Genomic DNA, 26,820 nt, shown 5'->3' with positions numbered 1-26,820 from the left:
GTCCTGCGCCAAGGGCGTTCCGGCCCCTCCCCGCTCGGCCATACTGACGGGGATCCGGCGGCGGGAACGCCACCGTCAAACGCAAGCAGGTCTGCCACGGCGGGCCAGTGCAAGCCATCCGCAAGAGGAGTCACCCCGCATGAGCGATTCGTTCTCCACCCGCAGCCAGCTGGACGTCGGCGGCAAGACCTACGATTACTTCAGCCTGCCCAAGCTCGGCCAGCGCTTCGATATCTCCCACCTGCCCTACTCGATGAAGATCCTGCTGGAGAACCTGCTCCGGCACGAGGACGGCGGCGCCACCGTCGGCCCCGACCACATCGAAGCGGTGGCACGGTGGCAGCCCAACGCCGAGCCGGACACCGAAATTGCCTTCATGCCCGCGCGCGTGGTCCTGCAGGACTTCACCGGCGTGCCCTGCGTGGTCGACCTGGCCGCGATGCGCGATGCGGTGGTCAAGCTCGGCGGCTCGCCTGAGCAGATCAACCCCCAGATTCCCTCCGAACTGGTCATCGACCACTCGGTGCAGGTCGACGTGTTCGGCAAGCCCGACGCGCTGGACCTCAACGGCAAGATCGAATTCCAGCGCAACCAGGAACGCTACGGCTTCCTGCGCTGGGGCCAGAAGGCCTTCGACAACTTCAAGGTGGTGCCGCCCAACACCGGCATCGTCCACCAGGTGAATCTGGAAAACCTGGCCCGCGTGGTGATGACCGCGGACAAGGATGGCAAGGCGGTGGCCTACCCCGATACCGTGTTCGGCACCGACAGCCACACCACCATGATCAACGGCATCGGCGTGCTCGGCTGGGGCGTGGGCGGCATCGAGGCCGAGGCGGCCATGCTCGGCCAGCCGTCGTCGATGCTGATCCCGCAGGTGGTGGGCTTCAAATTGACCGGCAAGCTGCCCGAGGGCGCCACCGCCACCGACCTGGTGCTGACCGTTACCCAGATGCTGCGCAAGCTCGGTGTGGTCGGCAAGTTCGTAGAGTTCTACGGTGATGGCCTGCAGCACCTGCCGCTGGCCGACCGTGCCACCATCGGCAACATGGCCCCGGAATACGGCGCCACCTGCGGCATCTTCCCGATCGACGCCGAATCGCTGAACTACCTGCGACTGTCCGGTCGCAGCGAGGAGCAGATCAACCTGGTCGAGGCCTACGCCAAGGCGCAGGGGCTGTGGCACGAACCGGGTAGCCCGCACGCTCAGTACAGCACCACGCTGGAACTGGACATGGGCACGGTGAAGCCGTCGCTGGCCGGCCCCAAGCGCCCGCAGGACCGCGTGCTGCTGGAAGACGTGCAGAAGAACTACCGTGAAGCGCTGGTCGGCATGACCGCCAACCGTGACAAGCGTAGCGACGATGTGTCCACGTTCGTCAATGAAGGCGGCGGCGCAGCGGTCGGCAACGAGCAGCTGGCCAAGGGCTTCGCCGACATCGAGATCGAGAACCGCAAGGTGCGCCTGAAGGACGGCGCGGTGGTGATCGCCGCCATCACCTCCTGCACCAACACCTCCAACCCGGCAGTGATGATCGGCGCCGGCCTGCTGGCCCGCAATGCGGCCGCCAAGGGCCTGAACCGCCAGCCGTGGGTGAAGACCTCGCTCGGCCCAGGCTCGCGCGTGGTCACCGATTACCTGGAAAAAGCCGGCGTGCTGAAGGAGCTGGAGAAGATCGGCTTCTACGTGGTCGGCTACGGCTGCACCACCTGCATCGGCAACTCCGGCCCACTGCCCACCGAAGTCAGCGCCGGCATCGCCACCGGCGATCTGGTGGTCACCTCGGTGCTGTCGGGCAACCGCAACTTCGAAGGCCGCGTGCACCCCGAAGTGAAGATGAACTATCTGGCCAGTCCGCCGCTGGTGGTGGCCTACGCCATCGCCGGCACCACCGACATCGACCTGACGACCCAGCCGCTGGGTACCGGCAGCGATGGCCAGCCGGTGTTCCTGCGCGACATCTGGCCGAGCAACAAGGAAATCGGCGACGTCATTGCCACCACCATCGGTCCGGAGATGTTCAAGCAGAACTACGCCGACGTGTTCAAGGGTGACACGCGCTGGAACACCATCGCCTCGCCGGACGGCGACCTGTACGCGTGGAGCGACGCCTCCACTTACATCAAGAACCCGCCGTACTTCGATGGCATGACCATGCAGACCGGCAGCATCGACGACGTGCATGGCGCACGCGTGATGGGCCTGTTCGGCGACTCGATCACCACCGACCACATCTCCCCGGCCGGCAACATCAAGAAGGACTCGCCGGCAGGCCGCTTCCTGCAGGAACGCGGCGTGCAGCCGGCCGACTTCAACAGCTACGGCAGCCGCCGCGGCAACGATGACGTGATGGTCCGCGGCACCTTCGCCAACATCCGCATCAAGAACCTGATGTTCGGTGGCGAGGAAGGCGGCAACACCCTGTACTACCCGCCCGGTGGCGGCCAGCCGGAGAAGCTGGCGATCTACGATGCGGCCATGAAGTACAAGGCCGACAAGGTGCCGCTGGTGGTGCTGGCCGGCAAGGAATACGGCACCGGCTCGTCGCGTGACTGGGCGGCCAAGGGCACCCTGCTGCTGGGGGTCAAGGCGGTCATCGCCGAAAGCTTCGAGCGCATCCACCGTTCCAACCTGGTCGGCATGGGCGTGCTGCCGCTGCAGTTCCGCAACGGCGAAAACGCACAGAGCCTGGGCCTGGACGGCTCGGAAGTGATCGACATCACCGGCCTGCAGGACGGTGCCAGCAAGCGTGCCACGGTGACCGCGACCAAGGCCGACGGCGCGAAGAAGACCTTCGAGGTATCGGTGATGCTGCTGACTCCGAAGGAAGTGGAGTACTTCCGCCACGGCGGCCTGCTGCAGTACGTGCTACGCCAGCTGGCCGCCAAGTAAGGCGGCGCCGGACGGCGGCGGTGACGGGCAACAGGCCCAGGCACCTCCGCCGACTGCCGAGGGCCGGGTCCGCAGGGGCCCGGCCTTTCTGCTGGGCGCGGCAGGAAATGCGCCGGTCGCCTCAACGCACGCCGTAGATCCGCCACGGCGCCACCGCCGAGCCGATGTCGTACACCAGCGCCCCCAGGCCCTCGGGCATCACGGTTTCACCGTCGGCCGCGCCCACGTTGAACACCGTCACCACCATCTCGAACGCGGCGTGAGGCGCTTCGCCGAAGCGCGAGCAGACCACGCCACGGTCGTTGTAGTGCACGTAGGGCGTGAATCCCTCACCGCACTCGGCCGCGATGAAGCGGTAGCCCGGGTCATCATCGGTGCCGGGCATCAGCGCGTGGGCCGCGTAGGACACCCGGCCCTGCCCGCCGGCATAGGCGGGCACGTGGACACGGAACTGGCCGATGTCGCCCACAGCCAGCACCGGGAAATCGAGCTGCCGCATCGGCGGCGGCATCGGCTCGGCACGCAGCGGAATCGCAACGGACAGCAAAAGGCCACAGAAGCATGGCTTCATCGGAATCTCCTGTTTGAGGAGACCCTATGGTCGATCACGACCCCATGCGACGTATCTAGGAATGCAATGAAATGTGGCAGGCATCGGCACGCGGCGCTGCTCACCCTCAGCGCCGCGGCGCGTCCGGATCGGTACGCAGCGCCTTCAGCAGGCCCCACATGTAGAACGCCAACGTGAACGAGAACGGCAGGCCGCACAGCACCACCGCGGTCTGCATCGCACTGAAGTTGCCGGCCAGCAGCAGGCCGACGCTGGCCACGGTGATGCCGGCCGCCCAGAACACACGCAGCCAGATCGGCGCGTCGTGGCCGTCCTCGACACCGTCATCGACACGACGGGTGCACAGGTTGGCGATCATCAGCGTGCCGGAATCGACCGGAGTCAGGAACAGCACGAAACCGATCACCACCGCGGCACCGGCCACGTAGGGCGCGGCGGGCAGGTATTCGAGCAGCTTGAACAGCGTCATCGCCGCATCGTGCTGCGCCACTTCACCCAGGATCGCCTGGCCGTGGTTGAGCACCAGGTCAATGGCGGTATTGCCGAAGATCGACAGCCACGCCAAGGTGAAGCCGAGCGGGATCAGCAGCACGCCCATGATCACTTCGCGGATGGTACGGCCACGCGAGATGCGTGCCACGAACAGGCCCACGAACGGCGCCCAGGCGATCCACCATGCCCAGTAGAACAGCGTCCACGAGCCCATCCACTCACGGCCCTTGGGGTCGTTGAGGTACATGTCGAAGCTCTTGCGCACGAACGCGCCAAGGTAATCGCCGGTGTTCTGGATCAGTCCGTCGAACAGGTGCAGGGTCGGGCCAGTGACCAGCACGAACAGCAGCAGGCCGCACAGCAGGCGCACGTTGAGATTGGAGAGCCAGGCAATCCCCTTCTCCACGCCAGCGACCACGCCGATGGTGGCTACCACCATCATCACCAGCACGATCGCTACCAGCACCTGCGGCGTATCCGGAATGTGGAACAGGTAGACCAGGCCGGACTGCACCACCAGCGCGCCGATGCCGAGGTTGGTCACCATCGAGATCAGCGTGGCCAGGATGCCGAAACCATCGACCATGTCGCCGATGCGGCCGTGGATGCGCTCACCGAAGATCGGGTACAGCGCCGAACGCAGCGCCAGCGGCAGGTCGCGGCGGTAGGCGAAGTAGCCCAGCGCCACGCCGACCAGCGCGTACAGCGCCCAGCCGTGTAGGCCCCAGTGCAGGAAGGTCAGCACCATCGCCTCGCGGCCGGCGGCCACGGTGCCACCGGGCTGCCCGGGCGGATGCAGGAAATGGTCAAGAGGCTCGTAGGCACCGTAGTACAGCAGCGCGATGCCGATGCCGGCCGAGAACAGCATCGACACCCAGGCCACGTAGCCGAACGCCGGTGATTCCTCGTTGTGGCCGAGGCGGATGCGGCCATACGGCGAGCACGCCAGCCACAGCACGAAGCCCAGGCACAGCACGATCAGCAGCATGTACCACCAGCCGAACGCCGCCGAGACCTCGGCCTGCGCCCACTGCAGCCAGTGCTCGCTGCCTTCGGGATAGAGAACGGTGAGCAGCCCGAGGATGCCGATCGACACCGAGGAGCTGAAGAAGACAAAACGGTTCAAGCGCAGGGGCGAACGCTTCGGATGAGCCAGGGAAGACATGGGGTCGTCTCATCAGTCCGGGGAAGCACATGGGCGGGGCCGGACCGGTAAACCGGGCCCATGGCGTGGGGCGCGAGCGCATCCTAGGGTTTATTGATTGAACGTTCAATCAATAAAAAGCATAATGGCCGGCAGCCCCGATCCATCGGGTCGCAATCCGTGGAGAGACAATGCCGAAGAAAGGCGTGGAACCGGTACGGCGCGAGCAGCTGATCCGGGCCACTTTCCAGACTATCGACGAGATCGGCATGGCCGATGCGACCGTCGCCACCATCGCGAAGAAGGCGGGGCTGTCCAGCGGCATCGTCGCCCACTACTTCGGCGACAAGGACGGGCTGCTCAATGCTGCAATGCGGCAGATCCTGCGCGAGCTGAAGGACGCGGTCGCCCGCTGCCGTGCCGACGCCGACGATGACCCGCGCGGCCAGCTGCGCGCCATCGTCGATGGGAACTTCGACGATAGCCAGATCAACGGTACGGCGATGCGCGTCTGGCTGACCTTCTGGGCCGCGAGCATGCACCAGCCGGAACTGGCCCGGCTGCAGCGCGCCAACGACCAGCGCCTGTTCTCCAACCTGTGCCACCAGTTCAACCGCCTGCTGCCCCACGCGCAGGCCCGCCTGGCCGCCCGTGGCCTGGCCGCGATGATCGATGGCCTGTGGCTGCGCGGCAGCCTGGTCGGCGGCCAGTTCAACGCCGAGAAATCACGGCGCATCGCTTACGGTTACATCGACTTCCAGTTGCAGGCCGACGCGCTATAAGCGCATCAGCACCCGCCCCCTCCAAGGAGTACGCCCCATGACCACCCTGCCCGTCCAACAGCTCTACATCCACGGCCAGCGCGTCGACGCCACCAGCGGCAAGACCTTCAAGAGCGTCAACCCGGCCACAGGCGAGGTGATCGCCGAGGTCCAGGTCGCCAGCCAGGCCGACGTCGAGCGCGCCGTGCAGAGCGCGGCCGAAGGCCAGAAGGTGTGGGCGGCGATGACCGCGATGGAGCGTTCGCGCATCCTGCGCCGCGCCGTCGAGATCCTGCGCGAGCGCAACGACGAGCTGGCCCACCTGGAAACCCTTGACACCGGCAAGGCGCTGGCCGAGACCACCACCGTGGACATCGTCACCGGTGCCGACGTGGTCGAGTACTACGCCGGCCTGGCCACCGCCATCGAAGGCATCCAGCTGCCGCTGCGCGAGTCGAGCTTCTTCTACACCCGCCGCGAGCCGCTGGGCGTGGTCGCCGGCATCGGCGCCTGGAACTACCCGATCCAGATCGCCATGTGGAAGTCGGCCCCAGCGCTGGCCGCCGGCAACGCGATGGTGTTCAAGCCGTCGGAAGTGACGCCGCTGACCGCGATAAAGCTGGCCGAGATCTACACCGAAGCGGGCGTGCCGGCCGGCGTGTTCAACGTGGTGCAGGGCCCGGGCCGCGAGATCGGCCAGTGGCTGACCGAGCACCCGGTGATCGAGAAGATCTCCTTCACCGGCGGCGTCGCCACCGGCAAGAAGGTAATGGCCAGCGCCGCCGCCTCGTCGCTGAAGGAAGTGACCATGGAACTGGGCGGCAAGTCGCCGCTGGTGATCTGCGATGACGCCGACCTCGACCGCGCCGCCGATATCGCGGTGATGGCCAACTTCTTCAGCTCCGGCCAGGTCTGCACCAACGGCACCCGCGTGTTCGTGCCACGCAGCATGCTGGCCGCCTTCGAAGCCGCCGTGGTCGAGCGCGTCAAGCGCATCCGCATCGGCGACCCGATGGCCGCCGGGACCAACTTCGGCCCGCTGACCAGCTTCCCGCACATGGAAAACGTGCTGCGCTACATCGAAAGCGGCAAGGCCGAAGGCGCGCGCCTGCTGATCGGCGGCGGTCGTGCCACCGAAGGCGCACTTGCCAATGGCGCCTACGTGCTGCCGACCGTGTTCTCCGACTGCCGCGATGACATGACGATTGTCCGCGAAGAGATCTTCGGGCCGGTGATGAGCATCCTCGCCTACGACGACGAGGACGAAGTGGTGCGTCGCGCCAACGACACCACCTTTGGCCTCGCCGCCGGTGTGGTCAGCAAGGATGTCAGCCGCGCCCACCGCATCATCCACCGCCTGGAAGCCGGCATCTGCTGGATCAACACCTGGGGCGAATCGCCGGCCGAAATGCCGGTCGGCGGCTACAAGGAATCCGGCGTCGGCCGCGAGAACGGCATCTCCACCCTCGGCCACTACACCCGCATCAAGTCGGTGCAGGTCGAGCTGGGCGACTACGCCAGCGTGTTCTGACCGTCGCGCCCTGCGCGCGCCATCGTGCGGCCATCGCGCCGATCCGACATTCCGCCGGTACGCCTGCATGCAGCGCATACCGGCCTGCAGGAGACACCCATGAGCACCCATAACGAGTACGACTACATCATCATCGGCGCCGGTTCGGCCGGCAACGTGCTGGCCACCCGCCTCACCGAAGATGCCGATGTCAGCGTGCTGCTGCTGGAAGCCGGTGGCCCGGACTACCGGCTCGACTTCCGTACCCAGATGCCGGCCGCGCTGGCCTTCCCGCTGCAGGGCAAGCGCTACAACTGGGCGTACAAGACCGATCCCGAGCCCTTCATGAACAATCGCCGCATGGACTGCGGCCGCGGCAAGGGCCTGGGCGGCTCGTCGCTGATCAACGGCATGTGCTACATCCGCGGCAACGCGATGGACTATGACAACTGGGCCAGCATGCCGGGCCTGGAAGACTGGACCTACCTGGACTGCCTGCCATACTTCCGCAAGGCCGAAACCCGAGACATCGGCCCGAATGACTACCACGGTGGCGACGGCCCGCTGCGGGTGACCACGCCGAAGGCTGGCAACAACGAGCTGTTCGCAGCGATGGTCGAAGCCGGCGTGCAGGCCGGTTACCCGCGCACCGACGACCTCAATGGCTACCAGCAGGAAGGCTTCGGCCCCATGGACCGCACGGTGACCCCGAAGGGCCGTCGCTCCAGCACCGCCCGGGGCTACCTGGACCTGGCCAAGCCGCGCCCGAACCTGACCATCGTCACCCACGCGCTGACCGACCGCATCCTGTTCTCGGGCAAGCGCGCGGTGGGGGTGCAGTGGCTGCACAACGAGCAGCCGCAGCGGGCCACGGCACGTCGCGAAGTGCTCCTGTGCGGCGGCGCCATCGCCTCGCCGCAGATCCTGCAGCGCTCCGGCGTCGGCCCTGCCGACCTGCTGCGCAGCCTGGACATCGACCTGGTGCATCACTTGCCAGGCGTCGGTGCCAACCTGCAGGACCACCTCGAGATGTACCTGCAGTACGAGTGCAAGAAGCCGGTGTCGCTGGCGCCGGCGCTGAAGCTGTACAACCAGCCGGCGATCGGTGCCGAGTGGCTGTTCCTGGGCACCGGCATCGGCGCCAGCAACCAGTTCGAGGCCGGCGGCTTCATCCGCAGCGACGCCGAGTTCGACTGGCCGAACCTGCAGTACCACTTCCTGCCGGTGGCGATCAATTACAACGGCTCCAATCCGATCAAGGCGCACAGCTTCCAGATGCATGTCGGTTCGATGCGCTCGCCCAGCCGTGGCCGCATCCACGTGCGCTCGAAGGACCCGCGCGAACATCCGAGCATCCTGTTCAACTACATGTCGCATGAGCAGGACTGGCGCGAGTTCCGCGCGGCGATCCGCATCACCCGCGAGATCTTCGCGCAGCCGGCGCTGGCGCCGTACAGCGGGCGCGAGATTTCGCCTGGCAGCGCGCTGCAGACCGATGCGCAGATCGACGCGTTCGTGCGCGAGCATGCCGAGACCGCCTACCACCCGTCGTGCTCGAACAAGATGGGCCACGCCGATGATCCGATGGCGGTGGTTGATGGCCAGGGCCGCGTGCATGGCCTGGAAGGCCTGCGCATCGTCGATGCCTCGATCATGCCGCAGGTGGTGACCGGCAACCTCAACGCACCGACCATCATGATGGCCGAGAAGCTGGCCGACGTGATCCGCGGCCGCACCCCGCTGGCACGCAGCACCGCGCCGTACTACAAGGCCAACGGCGCACCGGCGCGCAACAAGGGCTGACGCATGCGGCCCCTACGGGCCATGGTCGTGCCGGCCGCTGGCCGGCATTGCCGGACATGCCGATTGCGCAGATGCCGGCCAGCAGCCGGCACTACCGAGCAAAGAGGCCCTTCGGGGCCTCTTCGCGTTTTCCCTACGGCGGGGTATGCTGCAATGACCGGCCATTGTCGATACGCTCAGGGCCGGAACCTAATACATCACGATTCCTGGAGGGGGAATATGAGTCTGGATCGTCCCTGGCTGCAGAGCTATCCGAAAGGCGTTCCCGCCGAAATCGACGTCAACGAGTTCCATTCGGTCGCCTCGGTCTTCGACGCTTCCGTCGCGAAATTCCGCGACCGTCCCGCCTACTCCAGTTTCGGCAAGGTCATCACCTATGGTGAGACCGATGCGCTGGTCACCCGGTTCGCGGCCTATCTGCTGGGCGAGCTCAAGCTCAAGAAGGGTGACCGCGTCGCCCTGATGATGCCCAACTGCCTGCAGTACCCGGTAGCCACCTTCGGCGTGCTGCGCGCCGGCCTTACCGTGGTCAACGTCAACCCGCTGTACACCGCGCGCGAACTCAAGCACCAGCTGATCGATGCCGGTGTCAGCGCACTGGTGGTGGTCGACAACTTCGGCGACACCGTGCAGCAGGTCATCGCCGAGACGCCGGTCAAGCACGTGATCACCACCGGCCTGGGCGACCTGCTCGGTGCCAAGGGCGCGATCGTCAACTTCGTGCTGAAGTACGTCAAGAAGATGGTGCCCAACTACCACATCAAGGGCGCCGTCCGCTTCAAGCAGGCACTCAAGCTGGGCAGCCGCCACACGCTGCCGCCGGTCGAGATCGATCACGATGACATTGCCTTCCTGCAGTACACCGGCGGCACCACCGGTGTGGCCAAGGGCGCGATGCTGACCAACCGCAATCTGATCGCCAACATGCAGCAGGCGTCGGCATGGCTGTCCACCTCGGGCATCGAGCCGGGCAAGGAGGTCATCATCACCGCGCTGCCGCTGTACCACATCTTCGCGCTGACCGCGAACGGGCTGGTCTTCATGAAGTTCGGTGGCTGCAACCACCTGATCACCAACCCGCGTGACATGAAGGGCTTCGTCAAGGAGCTGAAGGGCACCCGCTTCACCGCCATCACCGGCGTCAACACGCTGTTCAACGGCCTGCTCAACACCCCCGGCTTCGACGAGATCGACTTCTCTTCGGTCAAGTTCACCCTCGGCGGCGGCATGGCGGTGCAGCGCGCGGTGGCCGAGCGCTGGAAGAAGACCACCGGCGTGACCCTGGTCGAGGCCTACGGTCTCACTGAGACCTCGCCGGCGGCCTGCATCAACCCGCTCACCCTGCCCGAGTACAACGGCTCCATCGGCCTGCCGATCCCGTCCACCGATGCCTGCATCAAGGACGACAACGGCAACATCCTGCCGCTGGGCGACGTCGGCGAGCTGTGCATCAAGGGCCCGCAGGTGATGAAGGGCTACTGGCAGCGCCCGGAAGAGACCGCCACTGCCATCGATGCCGACGGCTGGCTGCACACCGGCGACATGGCCAGGATGGACGAACAGGGCTTCTTCTACATCGTCGACCGCAAGAAGGACATGATCCTGGTGTCCGGCTTCAACGTGTACCCGAACGAAGTCGAGGACGTCATCGCGATGATGCCGGGCGTGCTGGAAGTGGCCGCGGTCGGTGTCCCGGACGAGAAGTCCGGCGAAGTGGTCAAGGTCGTGATCGTGAAGAAGGACCCGAACCTGACCGCGGAAATGGTCAAGGAACACGCACGGGCAAACCTGACCGGTTACAAGCACCCTAGAATCGTAGAATTCCGAAAAGAGCTGCCGAAGACCAACGTCGGCAAGATTCTCCGTCGCGAGCTGCGTGATACGCCCGCCCCGTAAGGGTTTCGGGACAACCTCAATCTGCAGGGGCCCCGCCGGCAACGGCGGGGCCTTTTTGTTGCCGGAACATGGCCGGCAGAACGCTTGCGGGCGGTTCACGACGGGTGCATAGAATCAATCGCCGCCGCACGTTCAGCTCGCCCCCTCACCCTTCTCCGTCCGCACAGCGGTTGGCCGGACGGTCACACGGAGAACTTCCATGTCCGCAGTACGCCCCATCATCAGCCGCCCGTCCCAGCACCCGACCCTGCGCATCACCGAAGAAGCCGCGCGGGATGTCTACTGGATCCACATGCATGCCAATCTGGCCAACCAGCCGGGCCGGCCCTGCTTCGCTTCGCGCCTGGTCGACGACATCGTCGACTACCAGCGCGAACTGGGTGATCGCCTCAGCGCCTCGCACACGCTGTCACCTCATGTCGTTCTGGCCTCGGACAGCGACGTGTTCAACCTGGGTGGCGACCTTGAACTGTTCTGCCGCCTGATCCGTGAGGGCGATCGCGCCCGCCTGCTCGACTACGCCCAGCGCTGCGTGCGCGGCGTGCACGCTTTCCATGCCGGTCTCGGCGTCCGCGCCCACAGCATCGCGCTGGTCCAGGGCAACGCGCTCGGCGGCGGCTTCGAAGCGGCACTGAGCTGCCATACCATCGTCGCCGAGGAAGGCGTGCTGATGGGCCTGCCCGAAGTGCTGTTCGATCTGTTCCCGGGCATGGGCGCCTACTCCTTCCTTTGCCAGCGGATCAGCCCTCGCCAGGCCGAGAAGCTCATGCTGGAAGGCAATCTGTACACCGCCCGCCAGCTGAAGGAGATGGGCCTGGTCGACATCGTGGTGCCGGCCGGCGAAGGCGTGGCCGCAGTCGAGCAGGTGATCAAGGACAGCAAGCGGATTCCGCATGCGCGGGCCGCGATGCGCGAGGTCAATGAGATTGCCACCATGGTGCCGCTGCACGAAATGATGCGGATCACCGAGATCTGGGTCGACACCGCCATGCAGCTCGGCGAGAAGTCTCTGCGCACCATGGACCGGCTGGTACGGGCGCAGGCCCGGCGCAATGGCGACCCGGCCTGACAGGCTGGCGGTTCAGGACGGGCTGCGCTCACTGTCATCGCGGTGCGGCGCGCCCGCGCTGCGCGCCGCCAGCGCGTTCCTGCCGTTGCGCAGCGCGGACGCCAGGCTGGCGAGGCGGGTGATCCACTCGCCCTTCAGTTGCCAGTCCGCCATGCGCATGATCTCGCCACTGGAGGCGGCAACCTGGACCAGGCCCAGGTTGCTCGCCACGCCCCGCAAGGCGTGGGCGTGCTCGCGAAAATCTTCCCAGGCCTGGCGCTCACCGCAGGCCTGCAGCTGGCCCATGCTCGCGTCCACGTCCACCAGACACTGGTCGATGAACTTGCGTTCGAAGCCATCGCCCATGCCGAGCGAGGCGAGCTCATCCAGCACCGCGGTGTCGAGCACGCCATCACCGACCGGCAGCGCAGGCACCGACTGGATGCCTGCCTCCGGGCGGGTGTTGGCCGCCACATCGGCCAGCACCTCCAGCAGGCGCGTGGCCACCACCGGCTTGGCGAGGAAGGCGCGCGCGCCGGCCTGTTCACAACGCAGGATCGATTCGGGGGTGACATCGGCGCTGAGCACCATCACCGGAACATAGGGCATGCCGCTGGCCTGCATCACCCGCAGCTGCTTGAGCAGGTCCAGCCCGCTCATGCCGGGCATGTGCAGGTCGACGATCGCCGCGTCATAGCTGGCCTGCTCCAGCGCATCCAGCACTTCAGCGCCACCGTTGACGCAGGTGACCTTATGCCCGGCCTTCTCCAGCAGGCGCTGCAGCACCATGCGGTTGGCTTCGTGGTCGTCAGCCACCAGCACCCGCAGGCTGCGCACGCGCGCGCGATGCCGCAGGAACGGATTGGAGAAGGCGATGACGTTGCCTGCTTCGGTCACTTCGGACGGCGCCGCCGGTGCCTCGGAAGCGATGGCGACATCCAGCGTGATCTCGACCCAGAATACGCTGCCACGCGGACTGTTCGGCGCGTAACCGACCTGCCCGCCCATCGACTCGACCAGGCCCTTGGCAATGGCCGTGCCCAGCCCGGTGCCTTCGTGGCGACGGGCAAGGCCGACATCGCCCTGCTCGAACGCATTGAACAGGCGTCCGCGCAGCGCCACCGGCACACCGATGCCACTGTCGACGATCTCGAAGCGCAGCCGCACCCGCTCACTGCCCCGCGCATCGTGGCTGGATACGCGCAGATGCACGTAGCCACTGTCGGTGAACTTGACCGCGTTGCCCATCAGGTTGAGCAGGATCTGCTGCAGGTGGCCGGCGTCACCCAGCAGGCGCGGTGGCACGTTGTCGTCCACCTGCACGCGGTAGTCCAGCGCCTTGGAACGGGTCTGCGGGGTGAGGATCAGGTTGATCGCCTGCAGTACGTCGGACAGCGCGAACTCATGCCACTCCACGCGCACCTTGCCGGCCTCGATGGCGGAGATGTCCAGCACTTCTTCCACCAGCGCCAGCAGGCTGCGCGTAGAGGCCTGGATGGTGTTCAGGCACTCGCGCTGCTCGTCGTCCAGGCGGGTGGTGGCCAGTACCTCGGTCATGCCCGCCAGGCCATTCAACGGTGTGCGGAACTCGTGGCTCATGTTTGCCAGGAAGCGGCTCTTGGCCTCGTTGGCCTGGCGCGCCTCGGCCACCGCACGGGTCAGGGCGTGCAGCAGCGAATCGAAGTACAGCGGAATCGCGCCCAGGCCCAGCAACAGGCCCCAGCCCAGATAATCGTGGCTGCGCCAGTATGGCGACAGCACCACCGTGCACAGGAACGCCAGGAAGCCCATGGCGGTGGCCACGCGCAGGTAAGTGCTGCCATAGCGCATGCCGTTTCCGATCGTCACCCACAGCATCACCGCGTACAGCGGCGCGGCCGGCTCACCCTGGATGGTCATGATCCAGGCCATGCAGGTGTAGTCGGTCAGCATGCCGATCACCCGCCGCACGTGCGAGATGCCCGGGTGCACCAGGATCGCCGCCAACAGCCCGGCGGAGATGGTCAGCTCGAAGGCCAGGATCAGCCAGGTCGCGGTCAGCGCCTCACCGCCTCCGCTGAGCGAGCGCCATCCGAGATAGCCGATGAACAGCGCGGTGATGACGATGCGGATCAGATTCTGCGCGTGCTCGCTGTCCTCGCGCCCGGACAGGCGCTGCCGGAAACGGGCCAGCAGCGAGCGGGCGTCGGCGGCAGGGGTGGTATCCATGGTCGGATGTCGCATCCTTCGGCGCAGCAGGGAGGAACAGCACAACGGTACCGCCAGAAGCCCCAGCCACAGGGAAAGGGCCAGGCCGGGATTGGCCCGCCAGTACGGAGTCAGCAGTACGGTGGCACCGAAACTGGCCATCGCCAGCACGATGGCGGCAGCCAGGTAGTGCGCGCCGAAGCGCAGCCCGTTGCCGACCGTCACCCACATCACCACCGCATAGACCCAGGCCAGTGGCTCACCCATCTGGACCATGCCCACCGCGATCAGGCCGTAGTCGGCCAGCATCCCGACCACCCGTCGCGGGTCCGAACGCTGCGGCTTCCACAGCAGCCAGCCGAACAGCAGCAGCGACATGCCCAGCCCGGTCAGCACCGTCACCAGTGCGCCCTGGTACTGCTCCAGCCGATGCAGGCGCGCGCCCGATAACAGTACATAGCCCAGGATCAGCGAGATCAGCACCACCCGCACGATCGCCTGCCCATGTTCCGAATCCGGACGCTGCGCCAGCCGGCGCTTCGCGCGTGCGAACAGGTCCTGCATGTCACCCACCCGGTCGCGTCGATGCCGTCGAGTGCTGGGCGCAGATGTCCATCAACTGCTGGTGACCCCGCATCAGCGCATCCACGCAGCGCGGGTCGAACAGTCGTCCACGCTGGGCGTAGAGATAGGCCAGCGTGGCGTCCATGGTCCATGCTTCCTTGTACGGACGGGGCGAAATCAGCGCATCGAAGACATCGGCAACGGCCACGATGCGGGCCTCCAGCGGAATCGCCTCACCGACCAGGCCGTCGGGGTAGCCGCTACCGTCATAACGCTCGTGATGGCGCAGTGCAATCAGCGCGCCGACCTGGATGAAACGGTTCTGGCTGCCGCTCAGCAGCTCATGGCCGATGCGCGGGTGCCGGCGCATGATCGCCAGCTCCTCGTCGTTGAGCTTGCCCTGCTTGAGCAGGACGGCGTCGGGAATGGCGATCTTGCCCATGTCATGCAGCGGTGCCGCCATCTCGATCAGCTTGACGTCCTCTTCGGGCAGGCCCAACTGCTCGGCGATCAGCCCGGCCACGCGCGCCATGCGCTCCAGGTACGCACTGGTGCCGGCATCACGGAACTCGATCGCACGGGCCAGCCGTGACAGCGTCTCGCGCTCGCGTTCCTCGACCTCGTGCATGCTCGCCAGCAGGCGCTGTTCAAGCGACAGCGCGCGCTGCTTGACGTTCTCGGTCTGCTGGCGCAGCTGCAACAGGTTGTAGCAGCGCGCACGCAGTTCGCGCGGGCGGATCGGCTTGACCAGGAAATCGATGACCCCCGCTTCGAGCGCGGCCTGCCGGATCGGCTCGTCGCCAACCACGGTGATCAGGATCACCGGAATGTCGCGGTGCTTGGGCAGCCGACGGAAACGGCGGGCGAACTCGAGCCCGTCCATCTCCGGCATGCGGTAATCGAGCAGCAGCAGATCGACCGGATGCGCTTCGCACCAGGCCAATGCGGTCAGCGGATCACCGAAGTCATACACGCTCAGTTCGGGCGCGATGTCCTCGATGACGTGACGCAGCATCGTCCGCGCGGACGTCTGGTCGTCAACAATGACGATATTCAACGCGTACTCTGCCTGGTTTCTCGACCATGCTGGATCATCAGCAGGCGAGGATACCCTGCCGCTGCGAACGCTCGCACCCTGCATCGGCCTGACTCCCGTGTCATGCGTCCCGGTTCATGATCGTCATCACATTGTGAAGCGGACTCTCCACAATGCGCCATCCCCCTGGCGCCGATCAAGCCATAACAGGCGTCAAGGTAGTGCATTAACGATACGCCGAGTGCGGGACGCGTCAATCGCGCCGTCTCGTTTCGGGACGGCGCGCACAATCAGGAGTCAGAAAAGCGACTTACTGCTCTGGACGCATGTACGGGAACAGCAGCACGTCGCGGATCGAGCTGCTGCCGGTCAGCAGCATCACCAGGCGATCGACGCCGATGCCCAGGCCGCCAGTCGGTGCCATGCCGTACTCCAGCGCACGGATGTAGTCGGCGTCGTAGTGCATGGCCTCGTCGTCGCCACCTTCCTTCGCCGCGACCTGGGCCTGGAAACGCTGGGCCTGATCTTCGGGGTCGTTCAACTCGGAGAAGCCGTTGGCCAGCTCCTTGCCGTTGACGAACAGCTCGAAGCGATCGGTGTAGCCCGGGTCGTTGTCGTTGGCGCGGGCCAGCGGCGAGACCTCGACCGGATGGTCGGTGATGAAGGTCGGCTGGATCAGGGTGTGCTCGACTGTGGCCTCGAAGATCTCCAGCAGCAGCTTGCCCCAGCCATAAGACGGCTTGACGCGGATCTTCAAGCGCTCGCAATGACGCAACAGCGCATCGCGGTCGGTGCAGTCCGCCGCAGAGATCTCCGGATTGTGGTGGCGCACCGCCTCGTCCATGCGCCAGCGGCGGAACGCCGGGCCCAAGTCGATCTTCGCGCCGTCCCACTCCACTTCGGTGCCACCGTTCACGGCCTGGGCCACGTCACGGATCACGCCTTCGGTCAGGTCCATGATCTCGTTGTACGTGGCATAGGCCTCGTACAGCTCCATCATGGTGAATTCCGGGTTGTGGCGGGTGCTGACGCCTTCGTTGCGGAAGTTGCGATTGATCTCGTACACGCGCTCCAGGCCACCCACGGTCAGGCGCTTGAGGTACAGCTCCGGCGCCACGCGCAGGTACAGGTCCAGGTCCAGCGCGTTGTGGTGGGTGGTGAACGGCTTGGCCGCCGCGCCGCCAGGGATGTAATGCATCATCGGCGTCTCGACTTCCAGGAAGTCGCGGTTGTCCAGCCACGCGCGCATGGCGCGGATGATCTTCGAGCGCTTGATGAAGACCGCGCGCGATTCCGGGGTCACGATCAGATCGACGTAACGCTGGCGGTAGCGCTGCTCGACGTCGGCCAGGCCGTGCCACTTGTCCGGCAGCGGGCGCAGCGACTTGGTCAGCAGGCGGATCGACTCGGCCTTGACCGACAGCTCGCCGGTCTTGGTGCGGGTCAGGCCACCTTCGACGGCGATGATGTCGCCCACGTCCCAGCCCTTGAAGGCGGTGTAGGCATCACCCAGCGCGGCCCCCTGCAGGAAAAGCTGGATGCGCCCGGACTCGTCCTGGATCTGCGCGAAGCTGGCCTTGCCCATGATGCGCTTGGCCATCAGGCGGCCGGCCATCTTCACCTTGCGGCCGTTGCCTTCCAGCGCCTCGGCGGTCCAGGTCTCGGCATCGGCGAATTCGTCCTGCAGGCGACCGGCGAAGTCCTCGCGACGGAAGTCGTTCGGATACGCGATGCCCTGCCCACGCAGCGCTTTGAGTTTCTCACGGCGCTCGGCGATCAACTTGTTTTCGTCGACGGGGGGGGTATCGGTAGCTTCGCTCATGGATCTGCGGGAATCGTGTAGTGAGGGGGGATGCTGCGCCCGGCACAGCCGGCTCCACAGCATACCAAAACCGCCCTGCCCGGGCCTCGCCGGACCCGGTAGCGCCGGGCCATGCCCGGCGGTCAGGGGGCAGCAATCCGCCGGGCGTGGCCCGGCGCTACCTCAGGCATTCCCGGGGAACGCCTGCCGCAGTTCGTCCACCAGCACGCGCTGGTTCTCCGAATAGTCGATCGGCACCGACACCAGGTGCACCCCGCCCGCGTTGAACGCCGCCTCCAGGGTCGGGATGAGCTGATCGATGGCGGTCACTTCATGGCCCTTGCAGCCATAGGCTTCAGCGTACTTGACGAAATCCGGATTGCCGAAGGTCATGCCGTAGTCGGTGAAGCCATCCACCGCCTGCTTCCAGCGGATCATCCCGTAGGCACCGTCGTTGAGAATCAGCACCACCAGGTTCAGGCCGAGCCGGCGCGCGGTCTCCAGCTCCTGGCTGTTCATCATGAAGCCGCCATCGCCGCAGACCGCCAGCACCCGCCGCTCGGGATAGAGGATCGAGGCCATGATCGCCGACGGCAGGCCTGCGCCCATCGTCGCCAGCGCGTTGTCCAGCAGCAGCGTGTTCGCGACCTGGGTGCGGTAATTGCGCGCAAACCAGATCTTGTACATGCCGTTGTCCAGCGCCACGATGCCGTCCGCCGGCATCACCTGGCGCACGTCATGCACCAGCCGCTGCGGGGTGAACCCGGCCTCCTCGGCGCGGTCGGCAAGGTGCTCCAGGATGGTCGCGCGCAGCGGCAGCAGCGCATCGGCGTTCGGCACCGCGCCTTCGATGCGATCGGCCAGCTGGGTCAGCGAACGGCCGATGTCGCCAATCACTTCCACCTGCGGGAAGTACACCTGTTCCACCGCCGCCTGCGAGTAGCCGATATGGATCACGGTCGGGCCACCCGCGCGCATCACGAACGGCGGCTTCTCGGTCACTTCGTGGCCGATGGTCACGATCACGTCGGCCTGGTCGATGGCCATGTGCACGTAATCACGCTCGGTCAGCGCCGCGGTGCCCATGTACAGGCCCGAACCACCCGCCACCGCGCCCTTGCCCATCTGCGTGGTGAAGAACGGAATGCCGGCACGCAATACGAACGCGGACAGCGCCTCGCTGGACTGCGGCCGCGAGGCGGCCGATGCGATCATCAGCAAGGGCCGCTTGGCTGCGCGGATGATCTCCGCCGCGCGATCCAGTGCCTCCGGACTGGCAATCGGCCGGTCCACCGCGTGCGGCGGAATCAGCGCCACGCCCTCGGCTTCATCAGCGGCGATATCCTCGGGCAGCTCCAGCAGCACCGGGCCTGGACGCTCTTCCTGGGCCACCCGGAACGCCTCGCGGACGATGGTCGGGATGGTGCGTGCCGAGACGATCTGCCGCGCCTGCTTGGTCAGTGGCTTCATCGTGCTGACGATGTCGACGATCTGGAAGCGCGCCTGCTTGCTGGCGACGATGCCCTTCTGGCCGGTGATCATGATGACCGGCCAGGCGCCGAGCAGCGCGTAGGCGGCGCCGGTGGTGAAATTGAGCGCGCCCGGGCCGAGCGTGGCCAGGCACACGCCCGGCTTGCCGGTCAGGCGCCCGTAGGTGGCGGCCATGAACACCGCCGCCTGTTCGTGGCGGGTGATCACCAGCTCGATGCTGGAATGGCGGAGCGACTCGACGACGTCGAGGTTCTCTTCGCCGGGAATGCCGAAAATACGCTCGACGCCTTCGTTCTCAAGTGCGGCGACGAGCAGGTCTGAACCCTTGGACATGGGAATGCCGTCCTTTTCGCTGGACTGATAGTGGATCGTTGCAGGAAGGGTGGAAGCCGCGCGTCAACGCTTGTCGAACCAGACCGTCTGCGCGTTGACGAACTCGCGGATGCCGAAGTGCGAGAGCTCCCGGCCGAAGCCACTCTTCTTCACCCCACCGATCGGCACGCGCGGGTCAGAGGCCGAGAAGCCGTTGACGAATACGCCGCCGGTCTGCATACGGCGCGCCAGCTGCATCGCGCGGGCACGATCGCCAGTCCACAGGTTGCCGCTGAGGCCGAATTCACTCTGGTTGGCCAATTCCACCGCGTGATCGGCATCGCGCGCGCGGCTGATCGAGGCGACCGGGCCAAAGGTTTCGGTGTCGAAGGCCTGCATGCCCGGCTCCACCCCGGCCAGCACGGTGGGCGCATAGAACGCGCCCGGACGATCCAGCTGGTGCCCGCCGACCAACAGCTGCGCACCAGCGTCGACCGACGCACGCACCTGCGCATCGAGCTGTTCAAGCAGGTCCTGGCGCGCTATCGGGCCGACGCGGTTGCCGGGGTCGCGGCCGTCACCGATGGTCAGCGCCTGCACCTTCTGGCAGAACTGCGCCACGAACCGGTCGTAGACCGCATCTTCGACGATGATGCGCTTGCCGGCGATGCAGACCTGCCCGGTGTTCTGGAAGCGCGAGGCCACCGCCGCATCTACCGCGGCATCGAGGTCGGCATCGGCCAGCACGATGAACGGATCGGAACCGCCCAGCTCCAGCACCACCTTCTTCAGCGCCTGCCCGGCCTGGGCAGCGATGCTGCGCCCGGCGGCAACGCTGCCGGTCAGGGTTACCGCCGCGATGCGGTCATCGGCGATCGCGCGGCTGGTGCCCTCGCGGCTGATGTTGGCGGCGATGAACGTGCCTTCCGGCAAGCCAGCGTCACGCCAGGCGGCATCGAGCAGCTGCGCGGTACCGACGATGTTCTCGGCCGGCTTCAGCAGAAAGCCGTTGCCGCCCATCAGAATCGGCACCGCCGCGCGCATCACCTGCCAATACGGGAAGTTCCACGGCATGATGCCCAGCACTACGCCCAGCGGCAGGTAAGAGACGTAGGCCTTGTCGTCCGGCACCAGGGTCGGTTCGTCGCGCAGGAATTGCGCGCCATGGTCGGCGTACCAGTCGCACAGCACGGCGCACTTCTCGATCTCGGCCAGCGATTCGGCCTGCACCTTGCCCATTTCAGCGGTGGCCAGCGCGGCCAGCGTCTCGCGGTCGCGGCGCAGTACGGCGGCCATTGCGCGCAGTACCTCGGCCCGCTCTTCGAGGCTGCGGGCGCTCCAGGCGGCGAAGCCAACCTGGCCGCGATCGAGGATGGCGTCCAGTTCAGCATCGCTGGCGAAGGGATGGCTGGCGATCTGCTGGCCGGTGGCCGGATCGCGGGAAATGGCGGTACTGGGGGCAGCGGACATGCAGGTCTCCTGGTGTCTCGACAACGGGCGGTGGCCCGTCTCCTGCACAGGAATGTGGACCCGATTGGCGGAGGCAACAAGGCGTCTGCTTATCCTGTGACCTGCACTTACCTGCCTGAATGGGGTTATAGGCAGGGCGGCGCCCTGCACCCGCAGAGGCTTCAAGCCAAGGCAAGGGCAACGGCAGAAGCTGGCCATCCGTGGGATGGCGAGGTGGGTATGGAAAACGGATCTGACCCCGAAATTTCTTTCGATATCTGACAGATGTGTCGACCAAGGTCGACACCTACCGACAGCCGCGGAGATCTGTTGAAGGTGGGGCGGTGTCGGAGTGCGGGGTGTCAGCCGCATGGATGCGGCTGCCAAGCCTACACGGACGTACTTGCGGCGCCCCCGCGCTCCGACACCGCCCCGCCAAACCACGGAATCCAGCTCTGGCTCTGGCTCTGACCGTTGCGTTGAGCAGGTGCAGGGCTGCAGGCCCTGCCGTAAACCCCTACGTTCGCGGCAGGTAAGTAACCAAGGAAAGATCGTGCCGGCTCTCCGGCACCAGCGCCACATACTGCAGGTCCAGCAAGCCGCGGGTGGGATGGTTCAGTTTCTTGGCACCTTCATCGAAACGCCGCACATCGTGCTCCGGCCACCACTGGCGGAACACCTCGCTGTGCGCGGCGATGTCCTCGACCAACGCCAGGAACGGTGCCTTGTCCGGCGCCTGTGCCATCGCCGCGCGGAAGCCGGCGAGCAGACCGCGGGTCATTTCTTCCCAGTTGAGGATCAGCGTGCGGTACGGCGGGTACAGGAACATCAGCCGCAGCGTATTGCGCTCGTGTGGCGCCAGCTGACTGTAGTCGACGAACAGCTCGGCGATGGCCGGGTTCCAGGCCAGGATGTCGAAACGGGTATTGCGCACGTACGCCGGGATCGGCTGCATCGCCTCCACCAGCTGGCGCAGGCCGTCGGTGACGCTCTCGTCCGGCGATTCCAGTGGCACGCCGTAGCCGGACAGCGCGAAGGCATAGGCGCGCTCGTCATCGCTCATGCGCAGCACCTGCGCCAGGCGCTCGAGCACCTCGGGCGAGGCACGGACTTCACGGCCCTGCTCGATCCAGGTGTACCAGCTGACGCTCACGCCGATGGCCAGCGCCACTTCCTCGCGCTTCAGGCCCGGGGTACGCCGGCGCCCGGCCGGCAGGCCGAGCGTGGCGGGGTCGACACGGGCGCGGCAGGCCTTGAGGAAGCCGCCCAGTTCCTTGCGTTCACTTTCGCTGCGCATCATCACTACCGCCGTGCCCGTTGTAGCGTCGAGCCATGCTCGACGCATCTGCTACCCCGCGAAAAGCAGCTGAGCATGGCTATGCCGGTCGTCCTGACCGGCACCCTGCGGGCCGTCGCGAGCGACGTTGGCAGCGGCTCTTGCCGCTGCCTCCAGCTCTACAAATAACGCCCCCCCCGGCGCTGCGCACGAGGGTGACGATCTCCGCGCAGGCGCGCCGATCAGGCATCAAGACGCTTGGAGCCGACCGCCAGGCCGGCCTTCAGGCTGGCCTCGACGAACTCGTCCAGGTCACCGTCGAGCACCTTCTGCGTATCGGAACGCTCGACGCCGGTGCGCAGGTCCTTGATACGGCTCTGGTCGAGCACGTAGTTCCGGATCTGGCTGCCCCAGCCGATGTCGGACTTGGTGGCTTCCACCGCATCCTTCTCGGCGTTGCGCTTCTGGATTTCCAGCTCGTACAGCTTGGCAGCCAGCATCTTCATCGCGTTGTCGCGGTTCTGGTGCTGGCTGCGGCCGGTCTGGCAGGCGACAACGATGTTGGTCGGGATGTGGGTGATACGCACCGCCGACTCGGTCTTGTTGACGTGCTGGCCACCGGCACCGGACGAACGGTACACGTCGGTGCGCAGGTCGGCCGGGTTGATGGTGATGTCGATGTTGTCATCGATTTCCGGCGACACGAACACCGAGGTGAAGCTGGTGTGGCGGCGATTGTCCGAATCGAACGGGGACTTGCGCACCAGGCGGTGCACACCGGTTTCGGTCTTCAGCCAGCCGTAGGCGTAATCGCCTTCCACGCGCAGCGTGGCCGACTTGATGCCGGCAACATCGCCACCGGACACTTCCATCAGCTCGGTCTTCCAGCCGCGCGATTCACACCAGCGCAGGTACATGCGCAGCAGGATCTCGGCCCAGTCCTGGGCCTCGGTGCCACCGGCACCGGCCTGGATGTCGACGAACGCGGCCGCATTGTCCATCTCGCCGGAGAACATGCGCTGGAACTCCAGCTTCTCGACGTGCGCCTGGTGCTTGTCCAGGTCGGCGACCACCGCCAGCGCGGTATCTTCGTCCTGTTCGGACTCGGCCAGTTCCAGCAGCTCGGTCGCGTCGGTCAGGCCGTCCAGCACCGAGGCGATGCCGCCCACGGTCTTTTCCAGGCTGGAGCGTTCGCGGCCCAGGTTCTGCGCGTACTCGGCGTTGTTCCAGACGTCGGGGCTCTCCAGCTCCCGCGTTACTTCCTCAAGACGCTCTTTCTTGGCGTCGTAGTCAAAGATACCCCCGAAGCGACAGCACGCGATCAGTCAGATCGGTGATGCGCTGGCGGACAGGATTCAGTTCGATCATGTCGGCGGTTGTGCATTCAAAAGATGACTGGGAATGATACCGCAGCCGCCCCATCCCCGGCGAGGCGGGCCGGGGGCCCCCGTCGGTGGCGGGACATCCACGCTGGACACAGGCCCGCGCGCAGCCGGTAGACTTCCCGGCCGCCGCGCGAACAGGGGCACGCGGCGGTTCATTCCCATCCAAGGAGCACCAATTCAATGACGATCCTGCGTTCCACCCTGTGCCTGGCTGCCTGCCTGCTGGCCGCCAACGCCTCGGCCATCGACCTGAAGGGCCTGACCAGCACCGGCCTGAAGGCCGGCAAGGCGCTGACCCTGTCCGACGCCGAAGTCTCGGCCGCCGCCGACCAGGCCTGCGCCTACATGGACAAGGACAACCAGGTGGTGACCGGCAACGACCCCTACGCCCAGCGCCTGGCCAAGATCACCCAGGGCCTGTCCAACGAGGACGGCCTGAACCTGAACTTCAAGGTCTACCGTACCGCCGACGTCAATGCCTGGGCGATGGCCAACGGCTGCGTGCGCGTCTACACCGGCCTGATGGACATGGCCAGCGATGACGAAGTGCGTGGCGTGATCGGCCACGAAATCGGCCACGTGAAGCTCGGCCACAGCAAGACCAAGATGCGTACCGCCCTGCTCGCCTCGGCTGGCCGTGAAGGCCTGGCGGCCTCGGGCAACGGCAACCTGACCCAGCTCAGCCAGGGCCAGCTCGGCGAGCTGGCCGAAGGCTTCATCAACGCGCAGTTCTCGCAGAAGGAAGAGAGCGCGGCCGATGAGTACGGCTACCAGTTCATGAAGCGCCACAGCTACGACCCGGCCGCCCTGGCCAGCATGTTCCGCAAGCTGTCCAGCGACGGTGGCCTGATGTCCTCGCACCCGGGCTCGGAGGCCCGTGCCGCGCGCATCGACGCGATGATCAAGAAGGACAAGAAGTAAGCCCTGCGCGGGCGGGCCGACCGGTCCGCCCGCTCAGCTCCCCGCCAGGGCCTGGCGCAGCAGCGGCAGCTGTCGCCTACTGCACGGCACTTTGACGCCATCAGCCATGTGGAGCAGCGCTTCGCCCCCATCCAGCGGCTCGATCGAGCGCAACTGGCCACGATGGATCAGCCAGCTGCGGTGCGGGCGCAGGAACACGCCCGGGTCCAGCCGCTGCTCCAGCACCGCCATGGTGATCCGCAGCGGGTAGTCGTGGCCGCGCACCCGCAGGTTCACGTAATTGCCTGCGGCCTGGGCATATTCCACATCCCCGGTGGCGACCAGGAACTCCTTGCCCAGCTTTCGCACCAGGAAGTGCTGCGGGCGTTCGACCGGTTCCACCGGCGGCCCTTCGTCGGGCGGCGCCAGCAGGTGGGCCTCGCCCTGCCGCTGGCGGCCGAACCAGGCCACCGCGTGCACCGCGATCACCAGCAGGCTGTAGGTCTGAGCATCCTTGAAGAACTCGTAGAACCACTGCGCTGGCCAGTCGCCGTAGGTGTAGTGCTGGCCGATCATCGCAAAAGCCAGCTTGCGCAGCAGCACCATCGCACTGACGTGCAGCAGCCACCAGGCAATGGCCCCCAGCAGATAGAAACCGATCCGGCGCCGCCAGGTGTCAGCATGAAGCGGCCAGCGCCGCGCTGCCGCATGCAGCAGCGCCAGCAGGCCCAGGCTGGCCAGCGCACTGCTGAACTCCTCGATCGAGGTTGCCGTTACCGGAAAGGGCTGCCCGTCACGCAACGCCCGCATCCACTGCGCCAGCACGTTGCCCGCCGCGGTGCCCAGGAACAGCAGCGACCAGAACGCGGCGGCAAGCCGCGGCCGCCGCGGCCGCGCTGAAACAGAGGCGGTCGATGCCGCCGGATCTCCATTTTCCATGCCGCCATTGTTGCCCATCCGGGCGCGCGCGCATCCGCCATTGGTCCCAGCCGCCCCACCACTGGGCCCTCCGCGCCCACCATTGCGCCCCATCCACTGGCGGCCAGCCGTTGGCGGGCGGAGGGTGCAGCTTCCTCCTGAAGGCCGCCTTCCATGCACCGTCGCCATGACCTGGACACCCTGCGCGTCGCCGCCTTCGGGCTGCTGATCCTCTACCACGTCGCCATGGCCTACGTGGCCGGCTGGGATTTCCACATCAAGAGCGCCTACACCGCCGAGTGGCTGCAATGGCCGATGATCGCGATGAACCGATGGCGCATGCCGCTTCTCTTCGCCATCAGCGGCATCGCGCTGGGCCTGTGCCTGCCCGACCAGGGGCGGTTGCGGCATACCCTGCGTCGTTGCTGGCGCCTGCAGCTGCCGCTGCTGTTCGGTATCGTCGCGATCGTGTCCCTGCAGGCCTACTGCGAGGCGGTGGACAAGGGCGACGCAGCGCCGGGGCTGGCCCGGTTCCTGTGGCGCTACTGGCAGTTCCGGCCCTGGCCTGGCGCGCACTTCAGTGGCGCCGCGTACGGCTTCACCTGGAATCACCTCTGGTACCTGGCCTACCTGCTGCCGTACACCCTCCTGGCCGTGGCGCTGGCCAGCCTGCTGCGGCCGCTGCGCGGGGCGCTGCCGCGCTGGCAGCTGGGTGACCACGTGCTGGGCAGCCTGCTGTTGATGCTGCCGGTGGCGTGGCTGGCCTGGGCGCTGCTGGTGTTGATGCCACGCTGGCCGCCCACCCACGCTTTGTTGGACGACGTCTATGTGCACGCCGAATCGCTGCCCCTGTTCCTCGGCGGCTTTCTTGCGGCACGCTGGCAGCGCGGCTGGGACCTGCTGGTGCGCGGGCGCCGCTTGACCCTGGGCCTGGCCCTGCTCAGCCTGTGCGTGGAACTGGGTATCCGTGCCCTGGCCCGCCTGCCGCACGTGGGCGAGCTTGATGCCTGGGTGTTGGCGCTGCCCTGGGGCCAGACCGAACGCATCGGCCGTGCGCTCTATACGTGGTGCATGCTGCTGGCCCTGTTCGGTTGGGCGCGGGTGCTGCTGTCCCGTCCATGGCCCGGTCTGGACTATTGCCGGGAGGCCGTTTTCAGCTGGTACATCCTGCACCAGACCGTGCTGATCGTGCTCCTGTACGCGTTGCGGCCGCTGCAGTTGGGTCCCTGGCTGGAGCCTGCGCTGCTTGTGGCCGGCACCGTCAGCGGTTGCCTGCTGATCCACGAACTGTTGATCCGCCGCGTACGCTGGCTGCGACCCCTGTTCGGCCTTCGCACTGATCCGCTATTGTCGGCACCTGCCCGCGCCGTGACCGCGCATTGA

General features: G+C 66.4%; 18 protein-coding genes. 8 read left to right on the top strand and 10 right to left on the bottom strand.

The features are described from left to right. The first annotated feature begins 139 nt into the window (after positions 1-139). Positions 140-2,893: an aconitate hydratase AcnA gene (gene acnA / locus QZ853_RS13705; protein WP_295574204.1), complete on the top strand. Its 2,754-nt coding sequence runs from the start codon at positions 140-142 to the stop codon at positions 2,891-2,893. 121 nt (positions 2,894-3,014) lie between these two features. Here acnA and QZ853_RS13700 read toward each other — a convergent pair whose 3' ends face one another. Together QZ853_RS13700 and QZ853_RS13695 are read right to left on the bottom strand one after the other, a co-directional pair. Further along, positions 3,015-3,464 (bottom strand): hypothetical protein, encoded by a 450-nt coding sequence (locus QZ853_RS13700; protein WP_295574202.1) that lies wholly within the window; start codon positions 3,462-3,464, stop codon positions 3,015-3,017. A 106-nt stretch (positions 3,465-3,570) separates the two neighbouring features. Then, entirely contained in the window at positions 3,571-5,121 is a 1,551-nt protein-coding gene (locus QZ853_RS13695) for a BCCT family transporter (RefSeq protein ID WP_295574199.1), read from the bottom strand. Positions 5,122-5,291: 170 nt separating this feature from the next. Here QZ853_RS13695 and betI point away from each other — a divergent pair, with 170 nt between their 5' ends. The 5 genes from betI to QZ853_RS13670 all read left to right on the top strand — a co-directional run bounded on the left by betI (position 5,292) and on the right by QZ853_RS13670 (position 12,139). Continuing rightward, positions 5,292-5,882 carry a transcriptional regulator BetI gene (gene betI / locus QZ853_RS13690; RefSeq protein ID WP_295574196.1) on the top strand — a complete coding sequence of 197 codons (591 nt, stop codon included), beginning with the start codon at positions 5,292-5,294 and terminating at the stop codon, positions 5,880-5,882. Between the two features lie 37 nt (positions 5,883-5,919). Further along, entirely contained in the window at positions 5,920-7,392 is a 1,473-nt protein-coding gene (gene betB / locus QZ853_RS13685) for a betaine-aldehyde dehydrogenase (RefSeq protein ID WP_295574193.1), read from the top strand. A 99-nt stretch (positions 7,393-7,491) separates the two neighbouring features. Continuing rightward, a complete protein-coding gene (gene betA, locus QZ853_RS13680) occupies positions 7,492-9,174 on the top strand; it encodes a choline dehydrogenase (protein ID WP_295574190.1) in 1,683 nt (560 codons plus the stop codon). 219 nt (positions 9,175-9,393) lie between these two features. Continuing rightward, a complete protein-coding gene (locus tag QZ853_RS13675) occupies positions 9,394-11,070 on the top strand; it encodes a long-chain fatty acid--CoA ligase (protein ID WP_295574187.1) in 1,677 nt (558 codons plus the stop codon). Positions 11,071-11,269: 199 nt separating this feature from the next. After that, entirely contained in the window at positions 11,270-12,139 is an 870-nt protein-coding gene (locus QZ853_RS13670; RefSeq protein ID WP_295574184.1) for a crotonase/enoyl-CoA hydratase family protein, read from the top strand. 12 nt (positions 12,140-12,151) lie between these two features. Here QZ853_RS13670 and QZ853_RS13665 read toward each other — a convergent pair whose 3' ends face one another. From QZ853_RS13665 to prfB, 7 genes are all read right to left on the bottom strand, one after another. Next, the gene (locus QZ853_RS13665) at positions 12,152-14,869 is read right to left on the bottom strand and encodes a response regulator (protein WP_295574181.1); all 2,718 of its coding nucleotides are present in this window, start codon (positions 14,867-14,869) and stop codon (positions 12,152-12,154) included. A 1-nt stretch (position 14,870) separates the two neighbouring features. Then, positions 14,871-16,010: a two-component system response regulator gene (locus tag QZ853_RS13660; RefSeq protein WP_295574177.1), complete on the bottom strand. Its 1,140-nt coding sequence runs from the start codon at positions 16,008-16,010 to the stop codon at positions 14,871-14,873. 205 nt (positions 16,011-16,215) lie between these two features. Next, on the bottom strand, positions 16,216-17,727 hold the full coding sequence (gene lysS / locus QZ853_RS13655) for a lysine--tRNA ligase (protein ID WP_295574174.1): 1,512 nt from the start codon (positions 17,725-17,727) through the stop codon (positions 16,216-16,218). Positions 17,728-17,889: 162 nt separating this feature from the next. Continuing rightward, positions 17,890-19,530, bottom strand: a complete 1,641-nt coding sequence (locus tag QZ853_RS13650; protein ID WP_295574171.1) for an acetolactate synthase large subunit — start codon at positions 19,528-19,530, stop codon at positions 17,890-17,892. Between the two features lie 63 nt (positions 19,531-19,593). Next, entirely contained in the window at positions 19,594-20,979 is a 1,386-nt protein-coding gene (locus QZ853_RS13645) for an NAD-dependent succinate-semialdehyde dehydrogenase (protein ID WP_295574168.1), read from the bottom strand. A gap of 496 nt (positions 20,980-21,475) precedes the next feature. After that, positions 21,476-22,258, bottom strand: coding sequence for a helix-turn-helix transcriptional regulator (locus tag QZ853_RS13640; RefSeq protein ID WP_295574165.1), 783 nt, complete (start codon positions 22,256-22,258; stop codon positions 21,476-21,478). A 218-nt stretch (positions 22,259-22,476) separates the two neighbouring features. Further along, a protein-coding gene (prfB, locus tag QZ853_RS13635; protein WP_295574162.1) for a peptide chain release factor 2 occupies positions 22,477-23,602 on the bottom strand; the annotation gives its coding sequence in 2 pieces (ribosomal slippage) (positions 22,477-23,526 and positions 23,528-23,602; 1,125 coding nt in all). A gap of 197 nt (positions 23,603-23,799) precedes the next feature. Between prfB and QZ853_RS13630 the strand changes: the two genes are divergently transcribed. Continuing rightward, the gene (locus QZ853_RS13630) at positions 23,800-24,540 is read left to right on the top strand and encodes a M48 family metallopeptidase (RefSeq protein ID WP_295574159.1); all 741 of its coding nucleotides are present in this window, start codon (positions 23,800-23,802) and stop codon (positions 24,538-24,540) included. Between the two features lie 33 nt (positions 24,541-24,573). On the opposite strand, the gene QZ853_RS13625 is transcribed toward QZ853_RS13630, so the two are convergent. Beyond that, positions 24,574-25,476 (bottom strand): LytTR family DNA-binding domain-containing protein, encoded by a 903-nt coding sequence (locus QZ853_RS13625; protein ID WP_295574157.1) that lies wholly within the window; start codon positions 25,474-25,476, stop codon positions 24,574-24,576. A gap of 135 nt (positions 25,477-25,611) precedes the next feature. Between QZ853_RS13625 and QZ853_RS13620 the strand changes: the two genes are divergently transcribed. Next, on the top strand, positions 25,612-26,820 hold the full coding sequence (locus QZ853_RS13620; RefSeq protein WP_295574153.1) for an acyltransferase family protein: 1,209 nt from the start codon (positions 25,612-25,614) through the stop codon (positions 26,818-26,820).

It is taken from the genome of uncultured Stenotrophomonas sp. (assembly GCF_913778665.1).
In the GTDB taxonomy this organism is placed as follows: domain Bacteria; phylum Pseudomonadota; class Gammaproteobacteria; order Xanthomonadales; family Xanthomonadaceae; genus Stenotrophomonas.
The sequence above is the reverse complement of the archived record's forward strand: the minus strand, read 5'-3'. Positions and strand labels throughout refer to the sequence as shown.